We start from the raw sequence: 24,608 nt of genomic DNA, 5'->3' as shown, positions 1-24,608 counted from the left end.
GTAATCTCTTTGAGTTCGTTTAGTGATTGATTTCATAACACTCTCCAATTTAATCGTGGAAAAGTGTCAACCTTATTTAGGACGGGTCATTATAAAACGAAAAAGCCCTGCATTATGCGGGGCTTTTTTTTCTTTAAAAAAGCGAATAGCGCCATTGATTTAATGCATCATATAAAGTTTTCTAAACTGACTAGGGGTAACTTCTTTAAACTGTAAAAAGCGTCTATTAAAGTTCGATATATTGTTAAAACCGCATATATCACTAATGGTTGTAACGGGCATAGAGCTATTAATTAGTAAAGAACATGCTTTACTAATGCGCAGTTGATTAACGAGTTCTGTGAAGGTTTGCTCTGTGCGTTGCTTAAAAAAACGATGAAAATGGTTGGTACTCATATGTACTAGCTTAGCTAAATCTTCGGCTTTTAAATTGTCGGTGTAATGTTGGTGCAAGTGGCGAATAATCTTATCTAATTTATCAGTCGAAGGATCTGAGGTTATCGATATGTTGTAGCCTGAGCTGGATAAGGTTTGCGCTTTTTTATCATCGAGCATTAGCTGTAACACTTCTAATAACCCAATAAAGCGCTGCGATGGTGGTGCTTTTGCCATGCTAATAAAAATTGATGTTACTTTTTTTGCCACACTTTGACTAAATTTCAGCCCTTGCCTTGAAGATTCCAGTAGTGGTTTTAACGCGATTAAATCAGGCATAGCGGTTAACTGCTCTAGCCAAGCAACAGGAATTTGCGCGACATAAACTTGCTGTTGTTTGCCGTCTTCTCGTGGTGTTGAGCACCAGGTATGCGGTAAATGAGGGCCAAGCAGAGTTAGGTCAAAATCACCATAATTTTCAATGCTATCACCTACGTAGCGTTGCCCTGAACTATGTAATGTTAAGCAAATCTCGTACTCAGGGTGGTAATGCCAATTAAAGTCAATGTTATCTAATTCATAAAGCCAATAACGCCAAGAGGCATTTTCAGTTGGCAGTACTTTTTCAAACATGAGTTTCATTTTTATGTTTCTTATCCTGCTAAAAATATGAATAGAAAAGTATCACAACAGGATAGAAAAGTGTATCAATAAGGCTTTTTTGAACTGCAAACTAAATAGGCGTTAAGGGAACGTTACTTAAAAAAACTGTTAGGCAGAACGGCAGGTATTTGTGTTTAAGCCATCAGCCTAAATTACATAATAAGAGATTTTGAACAATGTCTATATCACATTCAAGAAATAATATAGTACCAAGCAGAAAGCCGCTTGCATTGGCCATTTCAACGGCATTAATGGGCATGATGGCACTACCGACACTGGCTGCTGAAGAAGAGAAGAAAGAAAAAGCGGCTTTAGAAGTCATCGAAGTTACCGCGACGAAACATGTGACTAACCTCATGGAAACACCTATTGCGGTTACCGCAATGAACCCAGAAGCATTAACTCGTCAAAACGTAAAACAATTGGGTGATTTAAGTGGTATGGTGCCGAACTTGCAGCTTGGTTTATCAAATTCGGACTCAGGTGTTAAAGCATCAATACGCGGTGTGTCGTCTAATAACTTTACTGAAATTGCAGATCCTGCGGTAGGTATTCATATTGATGGTATTTACTCACCACGTCCGCAAGGCTCTTTAGCGCTAATGTTTGATTTAGAGCAAGTTGAAGTTTTACGTGGCGCACAAGGTACGCTGTTTGGTCGAAACTCAACGGCAGGTGTTATTAATGTTATTCCTGCTAAACCAGAGTTTGATGAAAACTATGGTTGGACAACATTACAGTTAGGCAACTATAACGCTCAGCAAGTTCGTACCGTATATAACTTTGGTGTAAGTGATAACTTTGCGCTACGTGCAGCGTTAATGATTGATAAGCGTGATGGTTACATTAATCAGCAACAAGACTTAACCGACCGAGGCATGAAGTTACCTGATCCAAACGGTGAGTGGGGCGATTATATTTGGAGTGGTCCTGACGGTAATCCTGATGTTGATATGCGTGTAAATAAAAAGGTAGATGCATCAGATTATTACTCAAATTCAGATCAATGGGGTGGTCGTTTAACCGGTCTTTGGCAAGTGACTGATGATATAGCATGGACCATGGGCTTTGAACATTATCAAAACAATGGTGCAGGTCATGTGAACTTAAAGGACTGTTGGGCAGCAGAAGGTACTGCTTACGCGTGTGATACGCAAGATCACTTCGACCAAGAGGTGCTCATTAATGTACCGGGCAAAATTGATATGAGCATAGATACTGTTCGTAGTTTGCTAAGTTATGATATCAATAACAATACTGTATTAGAGCATCGCTTTGCTTACGCTAATCAACAAAGGGTTCAACATCACGATGATGATGCAGGTCAACATTCGTTAATGTCTGAAGTCGACATCATGTACTCTTGGGGTAACTGGGGTCGCCAGACCGTAGATGATAGAGCGACTTACACCATAGATTCAGAATATAAATCTTATGTGAATGAGTTGCAGTTAAAGCAAACATTCAATGATTGGCAGTATGTCCTTGGCGCATTCTGGATGTATGAGAATAACTCGATGGAGTTTGGTCAAGACATGCTAGTTCAAGCACCTTGGGGTATGCCATATAGTCAATATTATGATCAACCAAAACGCGAAATTGATTCGAAAGCGATTTTCTTTCAAGCGGATATTGAGTTAAGCGAGAAATGGACTGTTACCGCTGGTATTCGCTACACCCAAGATGAGCGTATTGATAATGAAGGTGAAACATGGGGTAGTTGGAGCGCTGATTCTCCTTGGTATTATAATGGTGCGGAAGGTTTACCCCTAACAGATTTAGGTATGGGCTTGCCACACAACGGTACTGATTTAACCATGGATATGGGGCCTTTTGCTGGTAAACCAGCTTATGGCGATACCAAAGTGGTTAACACTTACCAAAAAGATTGGGACCAAACAACCTGGCGCTTGGGTTTAAACTACCAATTAGCTGCTAAGCAATTTATGTTCGCAACAGTGGCGACAGGTTATCGTGCCGGTGGCTTTGGTGATAGAACAGATACTTGTGGTGGCGGTACCTGTGTTGATGGCAGTACTGAGCAGTGGACCTACTTAGACTATGATGCAGAAACTACCATTAACTATGAATTAGGTTATAAAGCTACATTGCTAGATGATAGTTTAAATTTATCAGCGGTTTTCTTCTTTACTCAATATGAAGACATGCAGTACACCAATATGCATCCTATCGGACAGAAAGTTGTCGATCGTGAATGTCCAGATTGGGATCCCGCTTGTGACATTGTTCAAGCTTGGAAAACAGAAAATATTGGTGAATCAGAGATTTATGGTTTAGAGCTAGAGTTTGATTATATTCCTTGGGAAAACGGTCGCTTAAATGGTTTCTATGCCTACTTAGGTACTGAGATTACTTCATATGATTCGTATAACGATGATTGGATGTGTGGCTATCGAGAAGAAAATGGTGCACAAGCATGTGCTGATTTATTCATTGAGCCAGGTAACCCGCTAAGTGGTCGCCAATTGTATGATGTAACAGGTAACCAATTACCTAGCGCGCCTGAACATTCTATGGGCTTGAACTACTCACACTACTTTGAAATGGGCGAGTACCAGCTTGTGCCTTGGCTTGGTTTGCGCTGGCAAGATAAGATGTATTTCACGCCACGTAACTTAGATAACCGCGCAGTAGGTGATTATCAAGAAGCGTATGCAAATGTTGATGCGTCATTGAAATTCGCTCCTGTCGATGAAAACTGGTATGTAGAATTGTATGGTAATAATTTAACGGACGAAGTCGTGGTTAACTGGATGGGGCAGGGCGCAAATGGCGGCTGGAAGTCTAATTCATACAACCCGCCACGTATGTTTGGCATTAGGTTTAATATTTCATACTAGACAGTTGAGTAAGTAAAAGTTTTGTTATGGCTATAACGCGGGTAACTAGCTGAGTAGCCAAACAAAAAGTGAGGTGTGACATCGACTTTCCTTCCTCATTTTTAGCTGTTCTCGTAAGGGAACAGCTCTTTTTATTTATAAACAATCGTTTAAGTTAGCTATTTCAATAGTTAGGAGTTTTTAATGAAAACAAATGTAGCTGCAGTTATTTTGGTTTTAGTTACCTTTTTTGCTATTTCATTTATTACCAACATTATAGGTCCAATTTTTCCATCGTTAGTAAAAGACTTTCATATTAGTTTAGCAGTGGCGGGCTTTTTACCGTTTTCGTTTTTTGCCGCTTACGGTGTTATGTCTATCCCTGCGGGCATGTTGGTGGATAAATACAGTGAGAAACCTGTTTTACTGTTAGCGTTTGTTATGTCGGCAATAGGGGCATTTTCCTTTGCTTTAGTGCCTAGTTTCACCATGGCCATGGGCTCGCTATTTTTAATTGGGACGGGTATGGCTATGCTGCAGGTGGCAATTAATCCATTACTTCGTGTCTCTGGTGGGGAAGAGCACTTTGCTTTTTATTCAGTGCTTGCGCAACTATTATTTGGCGCCGCTGCAACGTTAAGTCCGTTGGTTTATACAGCGTTAGTACAAGGTATGGCTGAACAGAACCCAACGGCGGTATATGCAATGTTAGGAAATTTAGTGCCTGATACTATGCCTTGGCTGTCTATGTATTGGTTATTTGCAGTCATCTCTGTGCTTATGTTGCTATTGATTAGTGCTATCAAGCTACCTAAAGTCATGCTAAATGATGAAGAGTCAGTTGGTGCTTGGTCTATTTATAAAAAATTATTTCAAAATAAAACGGTGATATTGTTTTTCATCGGTATTGCTGCTTATGTGGGAACAGAGCAAGGTGTAGCTAATGCTATTTCAATATTTTTAGAAAGGTATCATGGTTTAGATCCCATAACTGTAGGGGCAACCACCGTCAGTAATTTTTGGTTAATGTTAACTTTAGGCTGTTTTCTAGGCTTGGCCTTGTTAAAAGTTATAGATAGCAAAACAGTACTAAAACTGTTTTCGTTAGGTGCTATTGTTTCACTTACATTGGCATTGTTTGGTAATGCGTCTATGGCCGTGATGGCATTTCCATTGGTGGGTTTTTTCTTATCTGTAATGTGGTCTGTCATTTTTTCTTTAGCGTTAAATTCATTAGCAGAGCATCACGGATCTTTTGCGGGGATTCTATGTACAGGAATTGTTGGTGGTGGCTTAGCTTCCCCTATTATAGGTTTACTTGCTGACCTTACAGGTGATCTTCGACTTGGTATGATTGTTGTGTACATAACTCTGGGATATATTTTTGCCATTGGCTTTTGGGCGAAACCTCTAGTTGCGAATAAAACCATTAAGCTTTTTAAAAAAAGTCATGACACTAAATCTCAAACTGTAGGATAAAAATAAGCATGGAAAATCAGGTGTTGTATGTGAAAAAAACAGTTCATTGGTTAACTCTATTTGCGGAATTAAAAAAGCAAATAAAGCTCAGCTCTATACTGGTTTGTACGCTTTTAGCGAGTTGTAGTGAACCTTCAGATATAAAAGCTAATAAGACTTATGAAGGCAGTGCTGAAGCTGTTGAGCAGTCAACACTAAGTCAACAACAGTTGGACAAGTTAGCTCAGAACTTACAAGTAAAATATAAATTTTTAAGTAATATTGAAACAAACTGCCCGCCGTTAAAAGGTAAAGACGTTGAATACTGCTATGGCGCTGAAATTTTACTATCAAGTGACTCAGATGCATTACTCACAGTAGCGCAACAGTCGTGGCAGTTAAATTACTCGCAAGTTTATCCTGTTTATGCCAGTGAAAGTGATGAGTTTAGCCTCGTACATTTAAATGGCGACATTCATCAAGTCACGCCAAAGGTAAGTTTTAAAGGTTTTAAAGCGGGTAAAAAATATCGCATTAAGTTATGGGTAAAGAGTACGTTAATTTCTGAAAAAGAGTTAATGCCAAATTATTGGTTAAGTGCATTACCTCTAAAGCCTGCAGTAATTGCTAGTACTAAAGCAGTCATTGATGAAGAAACCGGATTAGAAATTCAGCCCTATGTGGTGCCTTTTACTGATACGGTTAAACAAATTAAGTCGTCACCGAAGGATATTAATCAGTATGCGTCTGTAAATTGGCTGTATGACAATGAACCAAATTTGGCCCATGCGGGCGAGAAAGCTACGCAAGAAAAGCAAGCAACAGCTCAAGACGTTAAATATGCCATTATACCAACACCAAAATCAGTGCATATTTCTCAGCCTGCGGCTGAGTTAGATTTAAGTGCGGGGCTGCATTTTTCCCTTGAGGGAGCAATTCAGTTTTCTGATATCGAGGCAGCTATATCACGTTTGAATTTTCTCGGTATAAAGACCAATGAGAACAAGCAAGGTGTTGAAGTATCTATTAAAATTAATGCTCAAAAAGCAGATGATTGGCAACAAGGTCATTATCAATTGTCAATTACCCAAAGTAGCATTGAAATAGTAAGCCAAGAGCCAACAGGTGCGTTTTATGCATTACAAAGTTTATCAAGCTTATTGCGTTTAGAATCTAACACTGTGCCTTTGATGGAGATTGAAGATCAACCTCATTACCAATACCGTGGTCAGCATGTCGATGTAGCAAGAAACTTTCATAGCAAAGAGTTCATTTTTTCATTAATTAAACAAATGGCTGCTTATAAGTTAAATAAACTTCATTTGCATTTAGCAGAAGATGAAGGCTGGCGATTGGAACTACCTAGTCTTCCTGAATTGACGCAGATTTCGAGCAGGCGTTGTATGTCTTTAGATGATAAGCATTGCTTGCAGCCGCAATTGGGGGGTGCCGATGCAAAAGAGCGTGATGGTTATTATGGCGTTGAAGATTATATTGAAATAATCAAATTGGCTAAGGCACATCATATTCAAGTGATCCCTTCTTTAGATATGCCAGGTCATTCTCGCGCGGCAATAAAGGCAATGGAAGCGCGATATCATTATTATATGAGCCAAGAAAACGAGCAAGAAGCCAAACGTTATTTATTAACGGATTTTGATGATAAAACTCAATATAGCTCAATTCAAAATTATAACGATAACACGTTAAATATTTGTATGGAGTCAACTTATGCTTTTGTTGATCGGGTGTTAGATGATTTGCAAAAAATACATCACAGTGCGGGCCAACCACTAGAGGTTTATCATATTGGCGCAGATGAAACGGCTGGTGCTTGGGTCGATTCGCCAGTTTGTCAGGCTTTAGTCGAGAATAAAGAGAATAATGTCGATGATTTTAAACATTTAGGCGCTCACTTTATTGAACGTGTATCTCATATGGTGCAAAGCAGAGGCATAGCCGTGGGTGGTTGGAATGATGGCTTAAAAGAGACCAAGGTTGAGAATATGCCAACTGAGGTATATTCCTATATTTGGGATGCCTTACCTTGGGGTGCTCATCAACAAGTTAGTGAGCAAGCTCACAGAAATTGGAATATTATTTTATCAACGCCTGATGTACTTTATTTTGATTTCCCCTACCAAATAGATCCGAAAGAAAGAGGCTATCATTGGGCATCAAGACGGGTGACTACACGAAGCTTGTTTAATTTTATGCCTGATAACTTACCTATTCATGCTGAATTTAGAGTGGATACTTTGGGGCAAGCTTTTAGCAGTGATGACACCAAGCAGCTCAATGAAAATGGGCAGGTCGTTCATCAACCATTACCAAAAAATTATCAGGTATCAGGCATTCAAGGGCAGCTGTGGAGTGAAACGGTGCGAAGCCAACAGCAGGCTGAATATATGGTATTTCCTCGTTTACTTGCCCTTGCTGAAAGAGCTTGGCACAAGGCCCATTGGTCGGTGCCTTATGATTACTCAGGCAAAATATATGATCGTCAAACTAACCAGTTTTCAAATGATTTAAAACAAGCACGAGATCAACAGTGGTTAGCTTTTTCACGAGCAATAGGTCAAAAGGAACTGGCTAAGTTAGATAAAGCAGGCGTGTTTTACCGCGTACCGACCCCAGGAGCTAAATGGCAAGAGGGCAAGTTGAAAACCAATATTGCTCTGCAAGGTTTACCAATTGAATATAAAGATAATGCGGGAAATTGGCACGCGATTGAAGAAAAACTACCACGCAATAAACCTTTGGCTGTACGGGCAAAAACTGCTGATAAACAACGTGCAGGGCGTGCGATGACATTACCGTAAAGGAAAACACCAAAACTTTATTGAAAACCATAAGCCGAATTGATTTTCTATTAATTCGGCTTTTTTAGTTCATTGAAATGTATGGAGTTATTTTGGTTTTTTCTTTCGCAATAACCCTTGTTAGAAAAGTATTACTATTGGTTAGGTTAGTATCTAAAATGTACTTGGTTATTATGCACACTAGCTTCAGATTTCAATGATTTTATTGCATGGTTTATATGAAGCAATCTTCAATAGTAGTTATCGATTTAGGCGGTACCAAAATCAATGTTGGCTTATATCGCTCAGGGAAAATAGCATATCAATGCATTAAACCATTTGATGCACAACTCTCTGTTTCAGAGTCAATACAATTTATCTTACAAGAGATAAACGACGTAAAAGCGCAAGATACAGTTGCTATCGCAATAGGTGTCCCCAGCATTGTTGATGTTGAGCATGGCATTGTCTATAACGCCATTAATATAAAAGCTTGGCAAAAAGTTGCGCTGAAAAAAGAGCTTGAGCAACTGACCCAACTACCAGTTTATGTGAATAATGATGTGAATTGCTTCACTAAAGGTGAGCATAGTGCGCATAGTGAGCAGGGCTTTCAAAATGTCGTTGGTTTGTGTTTAGGCACAGGGCTGGGTGCTGGTTTTGTTATAAAAGACCAGCTGTATACAGGGACAAATTGTTGTGCGGGTGAATTAGGCGGCGTGCAATACCTTAACGCCACCTTTGATAGTTATTGCTCAGGACAGTTTTTCATTGAGAATTTTGGTGAGTGCGGAGCCGAATTAGCTAAAAAAGCCAATGAAGGAGATAATAAAGCAAAAGTTGCTTTTGAATTATTTGGCCAACATTTAGCCTCAGCAATTAGCCATTTATTGCTAATAATAGATCCGCAAATTATTATTCTTGGTGGTTCAGTGGCGAAATCTTACGATTTATTTATTGATTCTTTGTGGTTACATTTGCAGAGCTTTCCATACCCCAATGTTATTAAAAATTTAATCATTGAACAAAGCCAACAGCATCACAGTGCATTACTCGGCGCTGCTCAACTTTATTTAGACTCACAGGAGCAACAAGCATGTTTTGCAAGTTAGAAAAAATGATACGAAGAGTGAAAATGCGAGTGAGTATCATCGCAGCAATGCTCCTGTTGCTTAGTGCGTGTGGAACTTTTATGACAACTCAACATGAAAATAGCAAAACATTGTATATCCACGTAAATCAAGTCGCTTTAGAACTGACCGGGCCTAAAAAAGCCATTATCAGTGCGAACTATGAAATTGACTTGGCAAAGGCCTCATTTCAAGTGGTATCAAAGCAAAATAATGATGACTCAGGGTCATATACTTATCAGGGAAACTTGCTGGAGTTAGGTCAAATTGAGCAATGGCAAAAAGCTCATCAAAGTGAAGAACCTATTTATTACTACGCTGCTGAGTTTTCAGCCATGGATAAGACGGGTGACTTTGTCATTGTTGTTAGCGATGAGCATAGCCAACAAGTTAGTGCAAAGTTTTCTGTTGAGAAGCAGGCACTATTTAACCTAACTGCTAAAGCTTTACTTACTTACTTACTTCAATGGTAGTCGTAACGATGAGCAGTATAACTGGCAAGAAGATCAACATATTCGTATTTTTGATACTGATAGATATGTTGATGTGAGTGGCGGCTGGAATGACGCTGGTGGCGATACGGGTAAATATTTATCACATCTTTCCTATGCCAATTATATGAACCCTCAACAATTAGCACATGTAGCTTGGGCATTGGCATATGCTTATCAACGAGCGCCTCAACAATTTAAAAATTTAATCCTTGAAAATCAAGTGATTGAAGAAGTGTTTTGGGGGGCTGATTACTTGCATCGTATTCTTGATGAGCAAGGCTATTTTTATATGACGGTCTTTGATCAGTGGAATACTAATAATGCTGAACGTGTAGTAACTGCTTACGTTGGCGCAGATGGCATTTATAGTGAAGACTATCAGTCTGCATTTAGACAAGGAGCAGGTAGTGCTATCGCGGCGTTAGCCCGAGCGGCAATGTTAGCGAAAACAACAGGGAAGCAGGGCGAGTATAGCGCTACGGTGTATTTAGCCGATGCAGAAAAAGCCTTTAAACATCTTCAAGATAACAATGGCAAAAATAATAAGGCCTATGCCGATGATGGCGAAGAAAATATTATAGATGATTATACTGCTTTATTAGCGGCAACTGAGCTTTATAAGGCAACAAAATCAAATTATTACTTGAGTGCTGCTCGTTCTCGCGCAGAAAATTTAGCACAACGGTTAACGCCTGAAGGCTGGTTTATTAGTAATAACATTAACAGCAAAAATTTACGCCCATTCTATCACGCAGCTGAAGCGGGATTTCCTATTTTATCGTTATCACAATATATCGCGATTGAAAACGAAGCAGACAGAATAAAACAAAGCCAAGAAGTGATGAAAAAACATTTGGACTATCAATTAACCCTAAATAACCAAGTGAATAACCCATTTAATTATGCAAGACAAACTTTCAAAACGTATGAACAAGGCAAGTTGTCAACTAAACAGCAAACGGGCTTTTTCATTCCACACGCCAATGAAACTGAATATTGGTGGCAAGGAGAGAGCGCACGATTATCATCATTAGCCATGGCGGCAATACTAACTGGCAGAATGAGCCCTATAAGTACTAACACTGACTTTAGTATTGACTCTGCATTGTCTGAGTTTGCGCAAAACCAAATGGATTGGACCTTAGGCAGAAACCCATATGATTTATCAATGCTTAACGGCTTTGGTGTGAACAACCCTGTGCCTTATGACGGATTAAGTATGGTGTACGGGGGAATTTCTAATGGTATAACAGGGGCGAAAACCAGTTCTTCAGGTCAGGGAATTGAATTCGGTCCAGAAAAGGATTGGCAAAACTGGCGTTGGGTTGAACAGTGGCTACCCCATTCAACATGGTTTTTACTGGCTATCACTGAAATGGCAGTGGAATAATAACTAACATTTAGCTGTGTTTATTCAGTGGTTAAGTTTAATAGTTGTTGGATCTCTTTTTCATATTTAATTTTCTTCTTGCCATTAAAACCTGTGTGAGCGCTAACTAACTGACCTTCGCGGTTAATTAAGTAGCTACTTGGCATGCCTTTAATCTTAAATTGCTTGGCCACTTTACCTTTTGAGTCATAGAAAATATCAAACTGGGCTGGCGTCTCGAGTAAAAATTTCTCTGCGAGTGATTTATTGGCATCAAGGTTTACACTAAGTACCACTAGACCTTGTTCTTGATACTTGGCTTTCATGTCATTCATCCAAGGGAATGATTTGCGACATGGTGTACACCAAGAAGCCCAAAAATCGAGGTAAATCACTTTGCCGTGATGTTGTTGAATAACTTCATCAAATGCTTTTAAAGTATCTTGCGTATTGGCTTTAGCATTAAATGAAATAGCGATAATAAGACTTAGTAAAGGTAAATTAAAAATTTTCACAAACTTTTTCATTAACACTCCAAAATGTTAGATTAAATCTATACTTAGTTTCTATGATAACGCACAATAGCCATATACAAATATTTTTCAACAACTTGAGCTTAATTATATGAAATTAGGGATAAAATTAATTGCCATTATGCTTATGACCTTATTGGTTTGTTCATTGCAGTCTACCGCATACAGCATGGAAAATGCCAATAATAGCGCTGAGCACAATAAGTGGTTAAAGCAGCGTTTTAGTAAACAACATGAAGAGTTGATCCCGGTTGTTGCGGTTGCAGATATGTTTTTTAGTTGTAATAAAGCGCGCAAATCAGATCCGAAAAATTATGAAATAGCAGAGCTTGTTGCCATGGACCGTGACTTGTTAGCTGAAAAATTAACAGCCTGCCTAAATGGCGATACTATGCAGTCAGAAGAAGCGCTCAACTTTGGTTTACTTGGATGTTTTCATGAGCAGCTGGCACACTTACCTTTAGAAGAGCGCCAACAAAAAATGAAATTAGTTAAGCAAGCCATTAGCTCGCTTTCTCGAGATGAACGCAAACGTAGTTTTACTCAGTGTGTAACGGAACAATCGATTCACTATTTAAAATAAACAGTTAAGGTCTAATGCCTACGAAATAGAACATTCATAAATTGTAACAAAAGGCGGCTTGGTTTTACTGTTACAACTTTTGATTATTAGTAGGGATCACTTATAGTAGCATTAACGATAGAATAAAAAAATTTGGTATTGAGAGAAAGATATGACACATGAAACGCAGAAAATTTTAGTAGTAGATGATGATATGCGCTTACGTTCGTTATTAGAGCGTTACCTTGTTGAACAAGGCTTTACCGTGCGTAGTGCTGCGAGTTCTGAGCAAATGGATCGCTTGCTAGAAAGAGAAAATTTTCATTTGTTAGTACTAGATTTGATGTTACCTGGCGAAGATGGCTTATCAATTTGTCGTCGCTTACGACAGGGCTCAAATAACATTCCTATTGTGATGTTAACGGCGAAGGGTGATGAAGTTGATCGTATTATCGGTTTAGAGCTTGGCGCAGATGATTATATGCCTAAGCCATTTAACCCCCGAGAACTATTAGCGCGCATTAAAGCGGTATTACGTCGACGTGTACAAGAAGCGCCAGGTGCCCCTTCACTTGAAGAAAATATTATTGAGTTTGGTGACTACCAATTAAACTTAGCAACACGTGAAATGCAAAAAGACGATGTCAGTATGCCACTTACCAGTGGTGAATTTGCAGTATTAAAAGCCTTGGTCACGCACCCGAGAGAGCCTTTATCACGTGATAAATTGATGAATTTAGCTCGAGGTAGAGATTATTCAGCTTTAGAGCGAAGTATTGATGTGCAAGTGTCTCGCTTACGTAGAATGCTTGAAGATGATCCGGCAAAACCTCGTTACTTACAAACGGTGTGGGGTCTTGGTTATGTGTTTGTTCCTGATGGAGCACCAGTTTAAGTTGTTTTAATTAGCTTGACGCGATTATTGCTTGGTCAATATATCGCGTTATGGCTGGCCTCTTCCTTGAAGGTAGACTTAGCCCAATCAAATATAAGTCTTAGAATCTTTTCATGAAAATATTACCACGTAGTGCATTTGGTCAAACCGTTTTATTAATTGGCCTGCTTTTATTTCTTAATCAAATGGTTATTTATATAACCTTCTCTCTTTATGTTGTGCAACCGCATCAGCAGCAGTTAAATCAGCTATTAGCTAAGCAAGTTCGTGTGGTTTTTATTGATATTGAAGATGCGAATTTAAGCCCTAAAATGGCAAAAGCTTTTCATCATGAAACAGGTATAGGTGTGTATCGAGAATTTGATGCCTTGCGTTTAGGTTTAGCTGATGCTTCATTTTATCCCATGATTTCTGAAGAGATGAGTGAGTTACTTGGAGGTCCAGCTGAAGTGAGGATCTCACATGGCGATGAATACTTATTTTGGATTCGCCCACCCCAAGCGCCGCATTTATGGGTGCAAATTCCTGTTGATGGTATGGATAAAGGTAACTTTTCACCGTTAGTGTTCTTTCTGTTAGTGATTGGTTTATTGAGTATTATTGGTGGTTGGGTTTTTGTAAGGCAGTTAAACCGCCCGCTAAAATCATTACAGCGAGCTGCAGAAGATGTTGGGCGAGGAGATTTTCCTGAGCCATTGAGGGAAGGCGGAACATCTGAAATTATGGCAGTAACGCAAGCGTTTAATCATATGTCTAAAGGCATAAAGCAGCTTGAAGATGATCGTAATTTATTGATGGCAGGTATTTCTCATGATTTACGAACACCGTTAACACGTATTCGCCTAGCAAGTGAAATGATGAATGAACAAGATGCCTTTTTAAAAGAAGGCATAGAAACCGATATTGATGATATGAATAATATTATCGATCAATTCATCGACTATATTCGACACGACAGTAAAGATAAAGCCGAGGTAGGTGATTTAAATGTGCTGGTTCAAGAAGCGTTGCAAATTGAAACACCTCCAGATAGAGAAATTACTTTTCATCCTGAAGAATGCCCTAAAATCCCTATCAGACATGTTGCGATGAAGCGAGTACTTGCTAACTTGGTGCAGAATGCAATTCGCTATACATCAGATAAAATTGAAGTGTTTACTGGTGTTGATAAAGCATCAAAAACAGTCTTTTTTACAGTGAGTGATCATGGTGATGGAATCCCAGATGAAGATATCGACAGGCTTTTTCAGCCTTTTACTCAAGGTGATACAGCGCGTGGTACAGAAGGTAGTGGTTTAGGTTTAGCTATTATTAAGCGTATTGTTGATACCCATGGTGGCAAAGTTACTTTATCAAATAAAACAACGGGTGGATTAGAAGCGAAAGTATCCTTACCGATATCTTTTTAGTTTAGGGCTTTTTAGAGAGTCGCTTACAAATCGTCCAAACAAAAAAGCCTGTTAATAAATAACAGGCTTTATAATGAGTCGTTAATTGTTAGTATGTGGTTATACTTGCGGTCCCGCAGCAACTAACGATTTACCATTTTCAGTATCAGTGAACTTATCAAAGTTATTAACAAAGCGATTTGCTAAGTCTACTGCTTTAGTGTGCCACTCGTTTTGATCTTCGTATGTATTTCTTGGGTCAAGAATATCACCTTCAACGCCTGCAACAGTGTTAGGCACTTCAAGGTTAAACATTGGAATAACTGTTGTTTCAGCATCATCAATTGAACCATCTAAAATTGAATCAATGATAGCACGCGTTGCTTTGATTGAAATACGCTTGCCAGTACCGTTCCAGCCAGTATTAACTAAGTAAGCTTCTGCACCAGCTGCTTCCATACGCTTATGTAATACTTCAGCATACTGTGTAGGGTGTAAGCTTAAGAACGCCGCACCAAAACAACTTGAGAATGTAGGTGTCGGTTCAGTAATACCACGTTCAGTACCTGCAAGTTTTGCAGTGAAACCTGAAAGGAAGTAGTACTCGGTTTGCTCTGGCGTAAGTTTAGCAACTGGAGGTAATACACCAAAAGCATCAGCTGTTAAGAAAATAACTTTTTTCGCGTGGCCTGCACGAGAAACTGGCTTAACAATATTGTCAATGTGGTGGATTGGGTATGATACACGTGTGTTTTCTGTACGTGAGTTATCATCAAAATCAATTGTGCCATCTTCTGCTACGGTAACGTTTTCAAGTAGCGCATCACGACGAATAGCATTATAGATATCTGGTTCGTTTTCTTTGCTTAACTTGATAGTTTTTGCGTAGCAACCACCTTCAAAGTTGAAAACACCTGTGTCATCCCAACCGTGTTCATCATCACCGATTAGTTCACGTTTAGGATCCGTTGAAAGAGTTGTTTTCCCTGTTCCTGATAAACCGAAGAATACTGCTACATCGCCTTCTTTGCCAACGTTTGCGCTACAGTGCATTGAAGCAATACCTTGAAGTGGCAATAAGTAGTTCATCATAGAGAACATACCTTTTTTCATTTCACCACCGTACCAAGTACCACCAATTAACTGGATTTTCTCAGTTAAGTTGAAGGCGACAAAGTTTTCAGAGTTTAGCCCTTGAGCTTCCCAGTTAGGGTTAGTTGTTTTGGCGCCATTCATTACGACGAAATCTGGTTCGTAAGTTTTAAGTTCTTCATCAGAAGGGCGAATAAACATGTTCTTAACAAAGTGAGCTTGCCATGCTACTTCAGTAATAAAGCGAACTTTCAAACGAGTGTTTTCACATGCACCACAGTAGGTATCAACAACAAATAAGCGCTTACCTGATAATTGTGTTGTAACTAATGCTTTTAACTCGCCCCATGTTTCTTCAGACATAGGTTTGTTGTCATTTTTACCTTGATCTGACCACCAAACCGTATCACGGGTTACGTCGTCACGAACTATGTATTTATCTTTTGGAGAACGACCGGTAAAAATACCTGTATTCACATTAACCGCGCCAAGCTCAGTTACGACACCTTTATCAAAGCCTTCTAAATCTGCTCTGGTTTCTTCGGCAAAAAGTAACTCATAAGATGGATTGTAAACAACTTCATTAACATTAGTTATGCCGTATTGTGACAAATCAATCGAGTTTTCTATGGCGGTCATAGCACATCATCTCCTAGGTATGACAAAATTTTTTTGGGGTTTGAAAGTTTTCATGCTTATATTCAGGCGGTATTTTAGGCGATTAACTAACAAAACGAAAGAAAAAAATCGTTTAATGTGAAAGTTTTCATTATAAGCGACATGAATGATGGCTAAATTATATTGATTTGTTTAATAAAACTGGGTTGGTGTCTATGTTTAAAGGCCTCTAGAAGGTACTCTTGTTTATGCTTTAATTTGTTTGGTAAATAAATAAAGCATAAACAAGGGAGTGATGTTAATAAAAGGTAAGAAAAAATTAATGTTTAAGTTTCGAAATGAAACCTTGTAGTTTGGCTTCGTCAAAATCGTAAGTTGTTAAGCAAAAATCACAATGCATAGAAATTTTTCCTTGTTCAGCCAAAATGGCACGAATTTCACTCGGCTCTATTTGTGATATTGCCGCTAAGCACTTCTCTTCTGAACAGCCACAAACATAGCTAATTTCCTGAGGCTCAAAGATATTTACCTGTTCTTGATGGTATAAACGGTATAATAAAGCTTCAGCTTCAAGGGTAAAAATTTCTTCTGATTTAATCGTGTTAGTTAATTGACTTAAGTGCTCAAAATCATTTTGTTGCTTGTCTTTATCGTCACCATCTGGCAGTAATTGTACTAACGCGCCGCCTGCAAGTTGCTTTTCACTATCGGCAAACAACCATAGTTTGGTGGGTATTTGCTCAGAAACCTCAAAATAATGGGCTAAGCATTCAGCTAAGGTATCATGCTCTAAGGCGACTACGCCTTGGTACGCTTCACCTTTGCTGGGTCTAATGGTAATAACCATAGTACCCTTACCAATTAAGGTATGTAATCCTGTTTCTTGAGTGTCTTGCTTAAGTTTAGCAATGCCACGCATTTGTTGTTCATGGTTACCACTAACCGATAAGTAGCCTATCGGTCCATCGCCTTGTAATTGAACGGTAATGTCACCCTCAAATTTTAACGTGGCTGTTAATAAACTGGTTGCGGCGAGTAACTCACCCAACAGCGCTTGTACGCCTTGTGGGTAGTTATGGTTTTTAATAATGCTTTTATAGCATTCATCTAATTGAACCAATTCTCCACGGGCGTGTGAATCAGCGAATAAATAACGATTCAATACATCAAATTGGCTCATGGCTACATCCTTTCTTTAAATTCTCTAATTTGTCTTCGTTGTTTTTTATCAGGTTTAGTATCACTTGCAGGGCTTAATAATATGCCTTGTTTTCTTGCTAAAGCATTTTTTTCACGAGTTGCAATACTTTGAGCAGTTTCTTTATATAAGGTTTGGGCAAAAGTGGCATCGCGTCTTCTGTCAGCCAATGCAATGATTTGCACTTCCTTTTCTTCAAAGCCTTGTCGAACTTTGATTATATCGCCAAGGGCGACAGCCTTGCCTGACTTAGTTCGTTGACCATTATAAAACACTTTACCGCCATCAATCATCTGTTTAGCGATGGCTCGGGTTTTATAGAATCTTGCTGCCCAAAGCCATTTATCTAGACGGGTAGAAGTTAAATCACTTTGTGTTGCGCCCATATTTTATACCTATTTAGATAATAAACCGAAAATGCTTGTTATTTGGCCCTGAAAATTTGTGCGCAAATTAACATAAGTCGTCTGTTTTCGCCATATCATCACGAACTCTTTTGTAAATATTAGTTAAAAACTGCCTACATTGCTTGTTGCTTTGCTGTAGCTGAAGTATTATCCCAAGAATAATTTTGGTTGATAGTGATTATCATTGATGATTTTATTGTCCAGACAAGCAGAAATAATGGTCATTTAATTAAAATAAGAAGAAGTATGACTCTACCGATTGATTTTACATCATACACTGCATTACTCACTAAACTTGCACAGAAGAAAGCAGCGCGAGTAGCGGGGGTAATCTTGCTAGCTTACATAGCTTATGTCATGGCGAATATGACATGGCTATTGATGCCGCAACCTAATTTGCCGCCATCGGCTAAGTTTGTTGGAAAAAGTAAAGTAGCACAAAGCAGTAAGGAATCATTTAATTTAAATGAGCTGCAAGCACTGAACTTATTTGGTATTTTTACTGAAGAAGAGGTTCAAGAAATTGAGGTGCTGGCAGAAGATGCGCCACAAACAAGTTTGAAGTTAGTATTATCTGGTTTAGTCGCCAGTGACAGTAAAGCGACAGCAGCAGCGATTATAGAACATAAAGGTAAGCAAGAAACCTATGGAATTGGTGATTTAATTGTAGGAACAAGAGCAAGCCTTGAAAAAGTTTTGATGGACAGGGTGCTAATTAAACGCGCTGGCCGCCTAGAAACCTTAATGCTTGACGGCTTTGATTATAAGCAGCCTGCGTATTCTGTAGAGTCAAAGAAAAGACCAGAAAGAAAGCCGTTGCCTAGCCCACAGCAAGCTAAAAACAAAGCAAAAGTTATTGATCAGCGTACTAATAAAGCATTACAGCAACAAGCAAAAACACTACGGAATGATTTAAGCGATAATCCGGGAAGCATCTCCGATCATCTAAGAATCCACCCTAAACGAAAAAATGGTAAGATTGTCGGTTACGCGTTAAGACCAGGCAAGAAACCAGAGTTTTTTAAGTTGTCTGGCTTAAAATCAGGTGATGTTGCCGTGCAAATGAATGGCTATGATTTAACGGCTAGTAGCGATGCAGCTAAAGCGTTGACTGAAATGAAACAAGCAAAAGATGTTTCTTTATTAGTAGACCGCAAAGGTACACTGACCGAAATTCTCTTTAGTATTGAGTAGTAAAGCGCAGAGATAACAATAATTATGATAAATTTTTTCAAGCGTAACGACATTGACGCCCCATTTTCTAACAAGCAAGCAACCATGAATAATAAATTAAAACATTTCATTATCGCGCTAACGACAGCTATGGCCATGAACACTTTGTTCTTAGTCGGACAAAGTCATGCAGCCCAATATTCTCCAAACTTTAAAGGCACTGAAATTACTGAGTTTGTCAATATTGTCGGTAAAAACCTTAAGAAAACTATGATTGTTGACCCGAATGTTCGAGGCAAAATCAATGTTCGTAGCTATGATTTATTGAGTGAAGAGCAATATTATCAATTCTTTTTGAATGTACTAGAAGTGTATGGTTTTGCAGCGGTCGAAATGGATAATAATATTATTAAAATTATCCGTAATAAAGATGCCAAAACAGCGGCTATTCCTGTTATAGGTAGCGGCAGTACTATTTTGGGTGATGAAATGGTTACCCGTGTAGTTGAAGTGAAAAATGTTACAGTACGAGAATTAGTACCTTTACTACGTCAATTATCAGATCAAGCCGGTGGTGGTAACGTTGTAAATTACGATCCTGCGAACGTTATTATGCTTACAGGTACGGCTGCGACCGTTAATCGTTTAGTTAAAATTATTGAGCGAGTTGATAGAGCAGGTGACCAAGACGTTGAAATTATTAAATTAGAATATGCCTCAGCAGGTGAAATGGTTCGCATTATTGAAGCCATGAATAAGCCGACCAGTGGTAAAGCTGGACAACCTACTTTCCTAATTCCAAAGATTGTTGCTGATGACCGTTCAAACAGCGTTATTATTAGTGGTGAAGTTAAAGCCCGTGAGCGTGTTGTACGTTTGGTTAAACGTTTAGATAGTGAGTTAGAAACCAATGGTAATACTCGTGTTTATTACCTTAAGTACTCTAAAGCAGAAGATTTAGTCAAAGTATTAAAAGGCGTGAGTGAATCCATTGTTGCTGAAAGCAGTGGCACTAAAACGACAGCTCGTACATCACAAAAACGTGATATCAGCATTGATGCCCATGAATCAACTAACGCTATAGTGATTACTGCTCAACCTGATATGTTAGCCTCGTTAGAAGCGGTAATTCGTCAATTAGATGTACGCCGTGCGCAAGTATTAGTTGAAGCAATTATCGTTGAAGTATTTGAAGGCGATGGCGTTAGTTTAGGTGTGCAATGGTATAACGAGCAGGGTGGTTTTACCCAATTTAACAATGGCCCTGCACCTATTAGTCAAGTTGCTGCTGCGGCTAAGGCAGCCGAAACCACTAAGGGGGAGTTTGTTCCTGCTTTGCTAGGTGACAATAACCAAGTTATTCAAGAAGGTTATTACAAAAATGATACCGAAGGTGATTACACTATGCTGGCTGAGGTATTAGGCTCAGTAAGCGGTATGATGTTTGGTATTATGAAAAATGATTGGGGCGCTATTATTCAAGCGGTAAGTAATGATACCAACTCAAATATTTTAGCAACACCAAGTATCACCACGTTGGATAATGAAGAAGCTTACTTCATTGTCGGTCAAGAAGTGCCTATCATCACTGGCTCTGCCACAGGCAGTAATAACAATAACCCATTCCAAACAGTAGATCGCCAAGAAGTGGGGGTGAAGCTGCGTGTTACACCGCAAGTGAATGAAGGCGATGCGGTACAATTAATTATTGAGCAAGAAGTTTCTTCGGTTAGTGGAGCAACAGGTGTTGATATCTCTATTGATAAAAGAGAGATAAAAACCACAGTAATGGCTGATAATGGCGATACTGTGATTCTGGGCGGCTTAATAGATGAAAACGTGCAAGAAAGTGTGCAAAAAGTACCATTACTCGGTGATATTCCTTTCATCGGCCATTTATTTAAATCAACCACCAACAGTACTCGTAAACGTAATTTAATGGTGTTTTTACGGCCTACCATTGTGCGTGAAGGCGCATTAATGGAGCAAATGAGTAAGAATAAGTATAACTATATTCGTGCTGACCAAATTCGTAAGCAAGAAGAAGGCTTATCGTTAATGAGTAACGAAAATATGCCTATTTTGCCTAAGTGGAACGACAAATTAACATTACCACCATCGTTTGAAGAGTATCAAAAGACAATTCAACAGAAGAAAAAAGAACAAGAAAACTTAAATAACGATCAAAGTAAGTACAAGGAACCCTCGTACGAAGAGTATAAAAAAGCGCTAGAACTACAAGAAAAACTCGAAGCAGCGGAAGATAAAAACTAATGACGGTTGATATTGATACGCTTGCTGAAGAGGAAATAACAGCAGACAGCCTAGTCGAAGAGCTTGAGTCTGATCACGAAGAAAACTTGAGTTCATGGTTGCTCCCTTTTGCCTTTGCTAAGCGCCATAGTGTGCTAGTCACTCGTAATGATAGTGAAGATGAGCAATATAAGTTTGCATACACTTTACATTGTCTTGCTAATGTTAATTTCGATATTGTGTTAGAAGTGCGTCGTTTACTGAAAAATGACTTTGACTTTGATTTTCTCAATGAAGATGCGTTTGAGTTATTGCTCACTGAAACGTATCAACGTGATTCATCAGAAGCCCAGCAAATGATGGAAGATATTGGTAATGAAGTTGATTTGTATTCATTAGCCGATGAAATGGTTGAAAGTGAAGATTTACTCGAGAATGAAGATGATGCCCCTATCATTAAACTCATCAATGCCATGCTTAGTGAAGCCATTAAAGAAAATGCTTCTGATATCCATATTGAAACCTTTGAAAATGCCCTGCAAATACGTTTTCGTGTAGATGGCGTTTTACGTGAAGTGCTTAAGCCGAACCGTAAATTGGCTTCACTATTAGTTTCTCGTATTAAAGTCATGGCAAAACTTGATATTGCTGAAAAGCGTATTCCACAAGATGGCCGAATTTCATTACGTATTGGTGGCCGAGCAGTAGATGTACGTGTTTCAACCATGCCAACAGGTCATGGTGAGCGAGTTGTGTTACGTTTACTTGATAAAAATGCAGCAAGATTAGACTTACAAGACTTAGGGATGACGGATAATATCCGTGTTAATTTCTCACAAATCATTGAAAAGCCACACGGTATTATATTAGTCACCGGGCCAACAGGCTCTGGTAAAAGTACCACCCTATATGCTGGCTTGTCACAAATTGATGCGAAAGAGCGCAATATTTTAACGGTAGAAGATCCTATTGAGTATGCCATTGAAGGCATAGGTCAAACCCAAGTTAATACTAAGGTTGATATGACCTTTGCTCGTGGTTTACGTGCTATTTTACGTCAAGATCCTGATGTAGTAATGGTTGGTGAGATTCGTGACTTGGAAACTGCACAAATTGCCGTACAAGCCAGTTTAACGGGTCACTTGGTATTATCAACACTGCATACCAATACTGCCGCAGGCGCTATTACCCGTATGGAAGATATGGGAGTTGAGCCTTTCTTATTATCGTCGAGCTTGTTAGGTGTTTTAGCGCAACGGTTAGTGAGAACGTTATGCCCTCATTGTCGAGAAAGCCATTTACCAGACGAAGAGGAAAGAGGTTTACTCGGTCTTAAGGATGATACTACTGAAGTGATTTATCGCGCAGTAGGTTGCCCAGAATGTAATTTCAAAGGCTATAGAGGTCGAACAGGTATTCATGAATTACTCCCTGTTGATGATAATGTCCGAGAACTGATTCATAACGGTCAGGGTGAACAAGCTATTGAAAAGTTTGTTCGTAAAAGTCATAAAAGTATACGTCGAGATGGTTTTGATAAAGTCATGTTAGGCCAAACAACCCTTGAAGAAGTTCTTCGAGTTACACGAGAAGACTAGGTAAGTTATGGCAGCGTTTGATTATCAAGCCGTAGATCAAAAAGGCAAAACCAAAAAAGGCGTTATTGAAGGCGATACTCCTAGACAAGTTCGCTCAATGCTCAGAGAGCAAGGGCTAATTCCTTTAGAGGTCAATGCGACTTTAGCAAAAAGTAAAGGTACTTCGGGTAAAAGTAGTTCAGTATTACGTGGCTCTGGCGGTAAAGTTTCAGCGGCAGATTTAGCGTTAATTACCCGTCAACTAGCGACATTAGTTGAGTCAGGTTTACCCCTTGAAGAATCCCTAATGGCTGTAGCGGAACAGTGTGATAATAATCGTATTAAAAGTATGATTATGGGGGTGCGTAGTAAAGTTACTGAAGGTTATGGTTTAGCTGAAAGTATGGCGGAATACCCTAAAATCTTTAACCGTTTGTATCGTGCTATGGTTGCCGCAGGTGAAAAGTCAGGTCATTTAGATAAAGTTTTAAACCGTTTAGCCGATTATACCGAGCAGCGCCAACAGATGCGCTCTCAGCTTATACAGGCGTTGGTTTATCCTATTATCATGACCGTTGTTGCTGTCGGTGTTATTGCCGTTTTACTTACTGCAGTTGTGCCGAAGATTGTCGGGCAATTTGAGCATATGGGCGAGAATTTACCTGGGACGACGCAGTTTTTGATCGCCAGCAGTGATTTCTTGCGCGATTATGGTTTGTTTATCGTCATGTTGATTGCTGTCATTATGCTTGTTTTTTCACAGCTATTGAAAAAGCCAGCTTTCAGGTTAGCCTTTCATCAAAAAGTACTGGCTATACCTGCCATAGGTAAAGTTGCTCGAGGTGTGAACACAGCAAGGTTTGCCCGTACTTTAAGTATATTAACGGCTAGTGCGGTACCTTTACTTGAAAGTATGAGGATTTCTGGCGAAGTGCTTGATAACTTATTTATGAAGCAAGAGGTTAAATCAGCAGCCGATAAGGTCAGAGAAGGGGCAAGCTTACGAGTTTCTTTAGAGCAGACTAAACTGTTTCCACCTATGATGCTTCATATGATAGCTAGTGGTGAAAAAAGTGGTCAATTAGAGCATATGCTAGGTAGAGCTGCAGATAACCAAGACAGAGAGTTTGAAGCTTTAGTGAGTATTTCATTAAAGGCCTTTGAACCAGCCCTGATGGTAGGTATGGCAGGTGTGGTTTTGTTTATTGTTATGGCCATATTGCAACCAATTTTACAGCTGAACACTTTAGTGGGCGGTTAAGTCATTAACAAGAACGAATAATCAATTTTTTAGATTTATAGCGCAAATAGGAAAAGAGTATGAATAAGTCAACTAACCGAGGTTTTACCTTGCTTGAGGTAATGGTAGTTATCGTTATTTTAGGTATTTTAGCCAGTATGGTAGTCCCTAACTTAATGGGTAGCCAAGAGCGAGCTAACGAGCAAAAAGCGATTTCTGATGTCACAGCGTTAGAAACCTCATTAAGCTTATATAAAATGGATAATTATGACTATCCAACAACAGAGCAAGGCTTAGAAGCGTTAGTTAGCCAAACAGATGTTGAACCTTTGCCACGTCGCTTTCCAGAAGATGGCTACATTAAACGTTTACCTAAAGATCCTTGGGGTAATGAATATGTATTATTAAACCCAGGTGAGCACGGTAAAATGGATGTTTTTTCAGTGGGCCCTGATGGTGAAGCCGGTACAGAAGATGATATTGGTAACTGGAATTTAGGCGACTACCAGTAAGCTATATTGAGTGGGTTAATTAAATTGACC

Annotated in this window: 19 protein-coding genes; 14 read left to right on the top strand and 5 right to left on the bottom strand. The window is 39.1% G+C overall.

Features of this window, described 5'->3' with window-relative positions; genetic code table 11:
* Window positions 1-159: 159 nt before the first annotated feature.
* Window positions 160-1,017, bottom strand: a complete 858-nt coding sequence (locus tag EPA86_RS10680) for an AraC family transcriptional regulator (RefSeq protein ID WP_140603422.1) — start codon at window positions 1,015-1,017, stop codon at window positions 160-162.
* 197 nt (window positions 1,018-1,214) lie between these two features.
* On the opposite strand from EPA86_RS10680, the gene EPA86_RS10675 reads away from it, so the two are divergent.
* The 6 genes from EPA86_RS10675 (at window position 1,215) to EPA86_RS10650 (ending at window position 11,151) form a co-directional block, all read left to right on the top strand.
* The gene (locus EPA86_RS10675) at window positions 1,215-3,899 is read left to right on the top strand and encodes a TonB-dependent receptor (protein ID WP_140603421.1); all 2,685 of its coding nucleotides are present in this window, start codon (window positions 1,215-1,217) and stop codon (window positions 3,897-3,899) included.
* 183 nt (window positions 3,900-4,082) lie between these two features.
* Window positions 4,083-5,357, top strand: a complete 1,275-nt coding sequence (locus tag EPA86_RS10670; protein WP_140603420.1) for an MFS transporter — start codon at window positions 4,083-4,085, stop codon at window positions 5,355-5,357.
* A 29-nt stretch (window positions 5,358-5,386) separates the two neighbouring features.
* A complete protein-coding gene (locus EPA86_RS10665) occupies window positions 5,387-8,158 on the top strand; it encodes a family 20 glycosylhydrolase (protein ID WP_170309628.1) in 2,772 nt (923 codons plus the stop codon).
* Window positions 8,159-8,376: 218 nt separating this feature from the next.
* Window positions 8,377-9,249, top strand: coding sequence for an ROK family protein (locus tag EPA86_RS10660; protein ID WP_170309627.1), 873 nt, complete (start codon window positions 8,377-8,379; stop codon window positions 9,247-9,249).
* A gap of 80 nt (window positions 9,250-9,329) precedes the next feature.
* The gene (locus EPA86_RS10655; protein ID WP_170309626.1) at window positions 9,330-9,740 is read left to right on the top strand and encodes a cellulase N-terminal Ig-like domain-containing protein; all 411 of its coding nucleotides are present in this window, start codon (window positions 9,330-9,332) and stop codon (window positions 9,738-9,740) included.
* Window positions 9,703-11,151: a glycoside hydrolase family 9 protein gene (locus EPA86_RS10650; protein ID WP_140603416.1), complete on the top strand. Its 1,449-nt coding sequence runs from the start codon at window positions 9,703-9,705 to the stop codon at window positions 11,149-11,151. The genes EPA86_RS10655 and EPA86_RS10650 overlap by 38 nt, the downstream gene beginning before the upstream one ends.
* A 20-nt stretch (window positions 11,152-11,171) precedes the next feature.
* Here EPA86_RS10650 and EPA86_RS10645 read toward each other — a convergent pair whose 3' ends face one another.
* The gene (locus tag EPA86_RS10645; RefSeq protein ID WP_140603415.1) at window positions 11,172-11,657 is read right to left on the bottom strand and encodes a TlpA disulfide reductase family protein; all 486 of its coding nucleotides are present in this window, start codon (window positions 11,655-11,657) and stop codon (window positions 11,172-11,174) included.
* A gap of 97 nt (window positions 11,658-11,754) precedes the next feature.
* Here EPA86_RS10645 and EPA86_RS10640 point away from each other — a divergent pair, with 97 nt between their 5' ends.
* The 3 genes from EPA86_RS10640 to envZ all read left to right on the top strand — a co-directional run bounded on the left by EPA86_RS10640 (window position 11,755) and on the right by envZ (window position 14,529).
* Entirely contained in the window at window positions 11,755-12,246 is a 492-nt protein-coding gene (locus EPA86_RS10640; RefSeq protein WP_140603414.1) for a hypothetical protein, read from the top strand.
* A gap of 151 nt (window positions 12,247-12,397) precedes the next feature.
* Window positions 12,398-13,120: an osmolarity response regulator transcription factor OmpR gene (gene ompR / locus EPA86_RS10635; RefSeq protein ID WP_140603413.1), complete on the top strand. Its 723-nt coding sequence runs from the start codon at window positions 12,398-12,400 to the stop codon at window positions 13,118-13,120.
* 113 nt (window positions 13,121-13,233) lie between these two features.
* Window positions 13,234-14,529: a two-component system sensor histidine kinase EnvZ gene (envZ, locus tag EPA86_RS10630; protein ID WP_140603412.1), complete on the top strand. Its 1,296-nt coding sequence runs from the start codon at window positions 13,234-13,236 to the stop codon at window positions 14,527-14,529.
* 99 nt (window positions 14,530-14,628) lie between these two features.
* On the opposite strand, the gene pckA is transcribed toward envZ, so the two are convergent.
* From pckA to hslR, 3 genes are all read right to left on the bottom strand, one after another.
* Window positions 14,629-16,239: a phosphoenolpyruvate carboxykinase (ATP) gene (gene pckA, locus EPA86_RS10625; protein ID WP_140603411.1), complete on the bottom strand. Its 1,611-nt coding sequence runs from the start codon at window positions 16,237-16,239 to the stop codon at window positions 14,629-14,631.
* A 298-nt stretch (window positions 16,240-16,537) separates the two neighbouring features.
* On the bottom strand, window positions 16,538-17,398 hold the full coding sequence (hslO, locus tag EPA86_RS10620; RefSeq protein ID WP_140603410.1) for an Hsp33 family molecular chaperone HslO: 861 nt from the start codon (window positions 17,396-17,398) through the stop codon (window positions 16,538-16,540).
* A 2-nt stretch (window positions 17,399-17,400) separates the two neighbouring features.
* Window positions 17,401-17,802 carry a ribosome-associated heat shock protein Hsp15 gene (gene hslR / locus EPA86_RS10615; RefSeq protein WP_140603409.1) on the bottom strand — a complete coding sequence of 134 codons (402 nt, stop codon included), beginning with the start codon at window positions 17,800-17,802 and terminating at the stop codon, window positions 17,401-17,403.
* Between the two features lie 267 nt (window positions 17,803-18,069).
* On the opposite strand from hslR, the gene gspC reads away from it, so the two are divergent.
* The 5 genes from gspC to gspG all read left to right on the top strand — a co-directional run bounded on the left by gspC (window position 18,070) and on the right by gspG (window position 24,578).
* Window positions 18,070-19,017 carry a type II secretion system protein GspC gene (gene gspC, locus EPA86_RS10610; RefSeq protein WP_140603408.1) on the top strand — a complete coding sequence of 316 codons (948 nt, stop codon included), beginning with the start codon at window positions 18,070-18,072 and terminating at the stop codon, window positions 19,015-19,017.
* A gap of 84 nt (window positions 19,018-19,101) precedes the next feature.
* Complete coding sequence (gspD, locus tag EPA86_RS10605; protein WP_140603407.1) at window positions 19,102-21,270, top strand: type II secretion system secretin GspD; 2,169 nt, start codon at window positions 19,102-19,104, stop codon at window positions 21,268-21,270.
* The gene (gene gspE / locus EPA86_RS10600; RefSeq protein WP_140603406.1) at window positions 21,270-22,847 is read left to right on the top strand and encodes a type II secretion system ATPase GspE; all 1,578 of its coding nucleotides are present in this window, start codon (window positions 21,270-21,272) and stop codon (window positions 22,845-22,847) included. The genes gspD and gspE overlap by 1 nt, the downstream gene beginning before the upstream one ends.
* Window positions 22,848-22,854: 7 nt before the next feature.
* Window positions 22,855-24,087, top strand: coding sequence for a type II secretion system inner membrane protein GspF (gene gspF, locus EPA86_RS10595; protein ID WP_140603405.1), 1,233 nt, complete (start codon window positions 22,855-22,857; stop codon window positions 24,085-24,087).
* Between the two features lie 59 nt (window positions 24,088-24,146).
* A complete protein-coding gene (gene gspG / locus EPA86_RS10590) occupies window positions 24,147-24,578 on the top strand; it encodes a type II secretion system major pseudopilin GspG (RefSeq protein WP_140603404.1) in 432 nt (143 codons plus the stop codon).
* The last annotated feature ends 30 nt before the right edge of the window (window positions 24,579-24,608 follow it).

Origin of the sequence: Litorilituus lipolyticus, from assembly GCF_006439335.1 — a bacterium.
Lineage (GTDB): Bacteria > Pseudomonadota > Gammaproteobacteria > Enterobacterales > Alteromonadaceae > Colwellia > Colwellia lipolytica.
The sequence above is the reverse complement of the archived record's forward strand: the minus strand, read 5'-3'. Positions and strand labels throughout refer to the sequence as shown.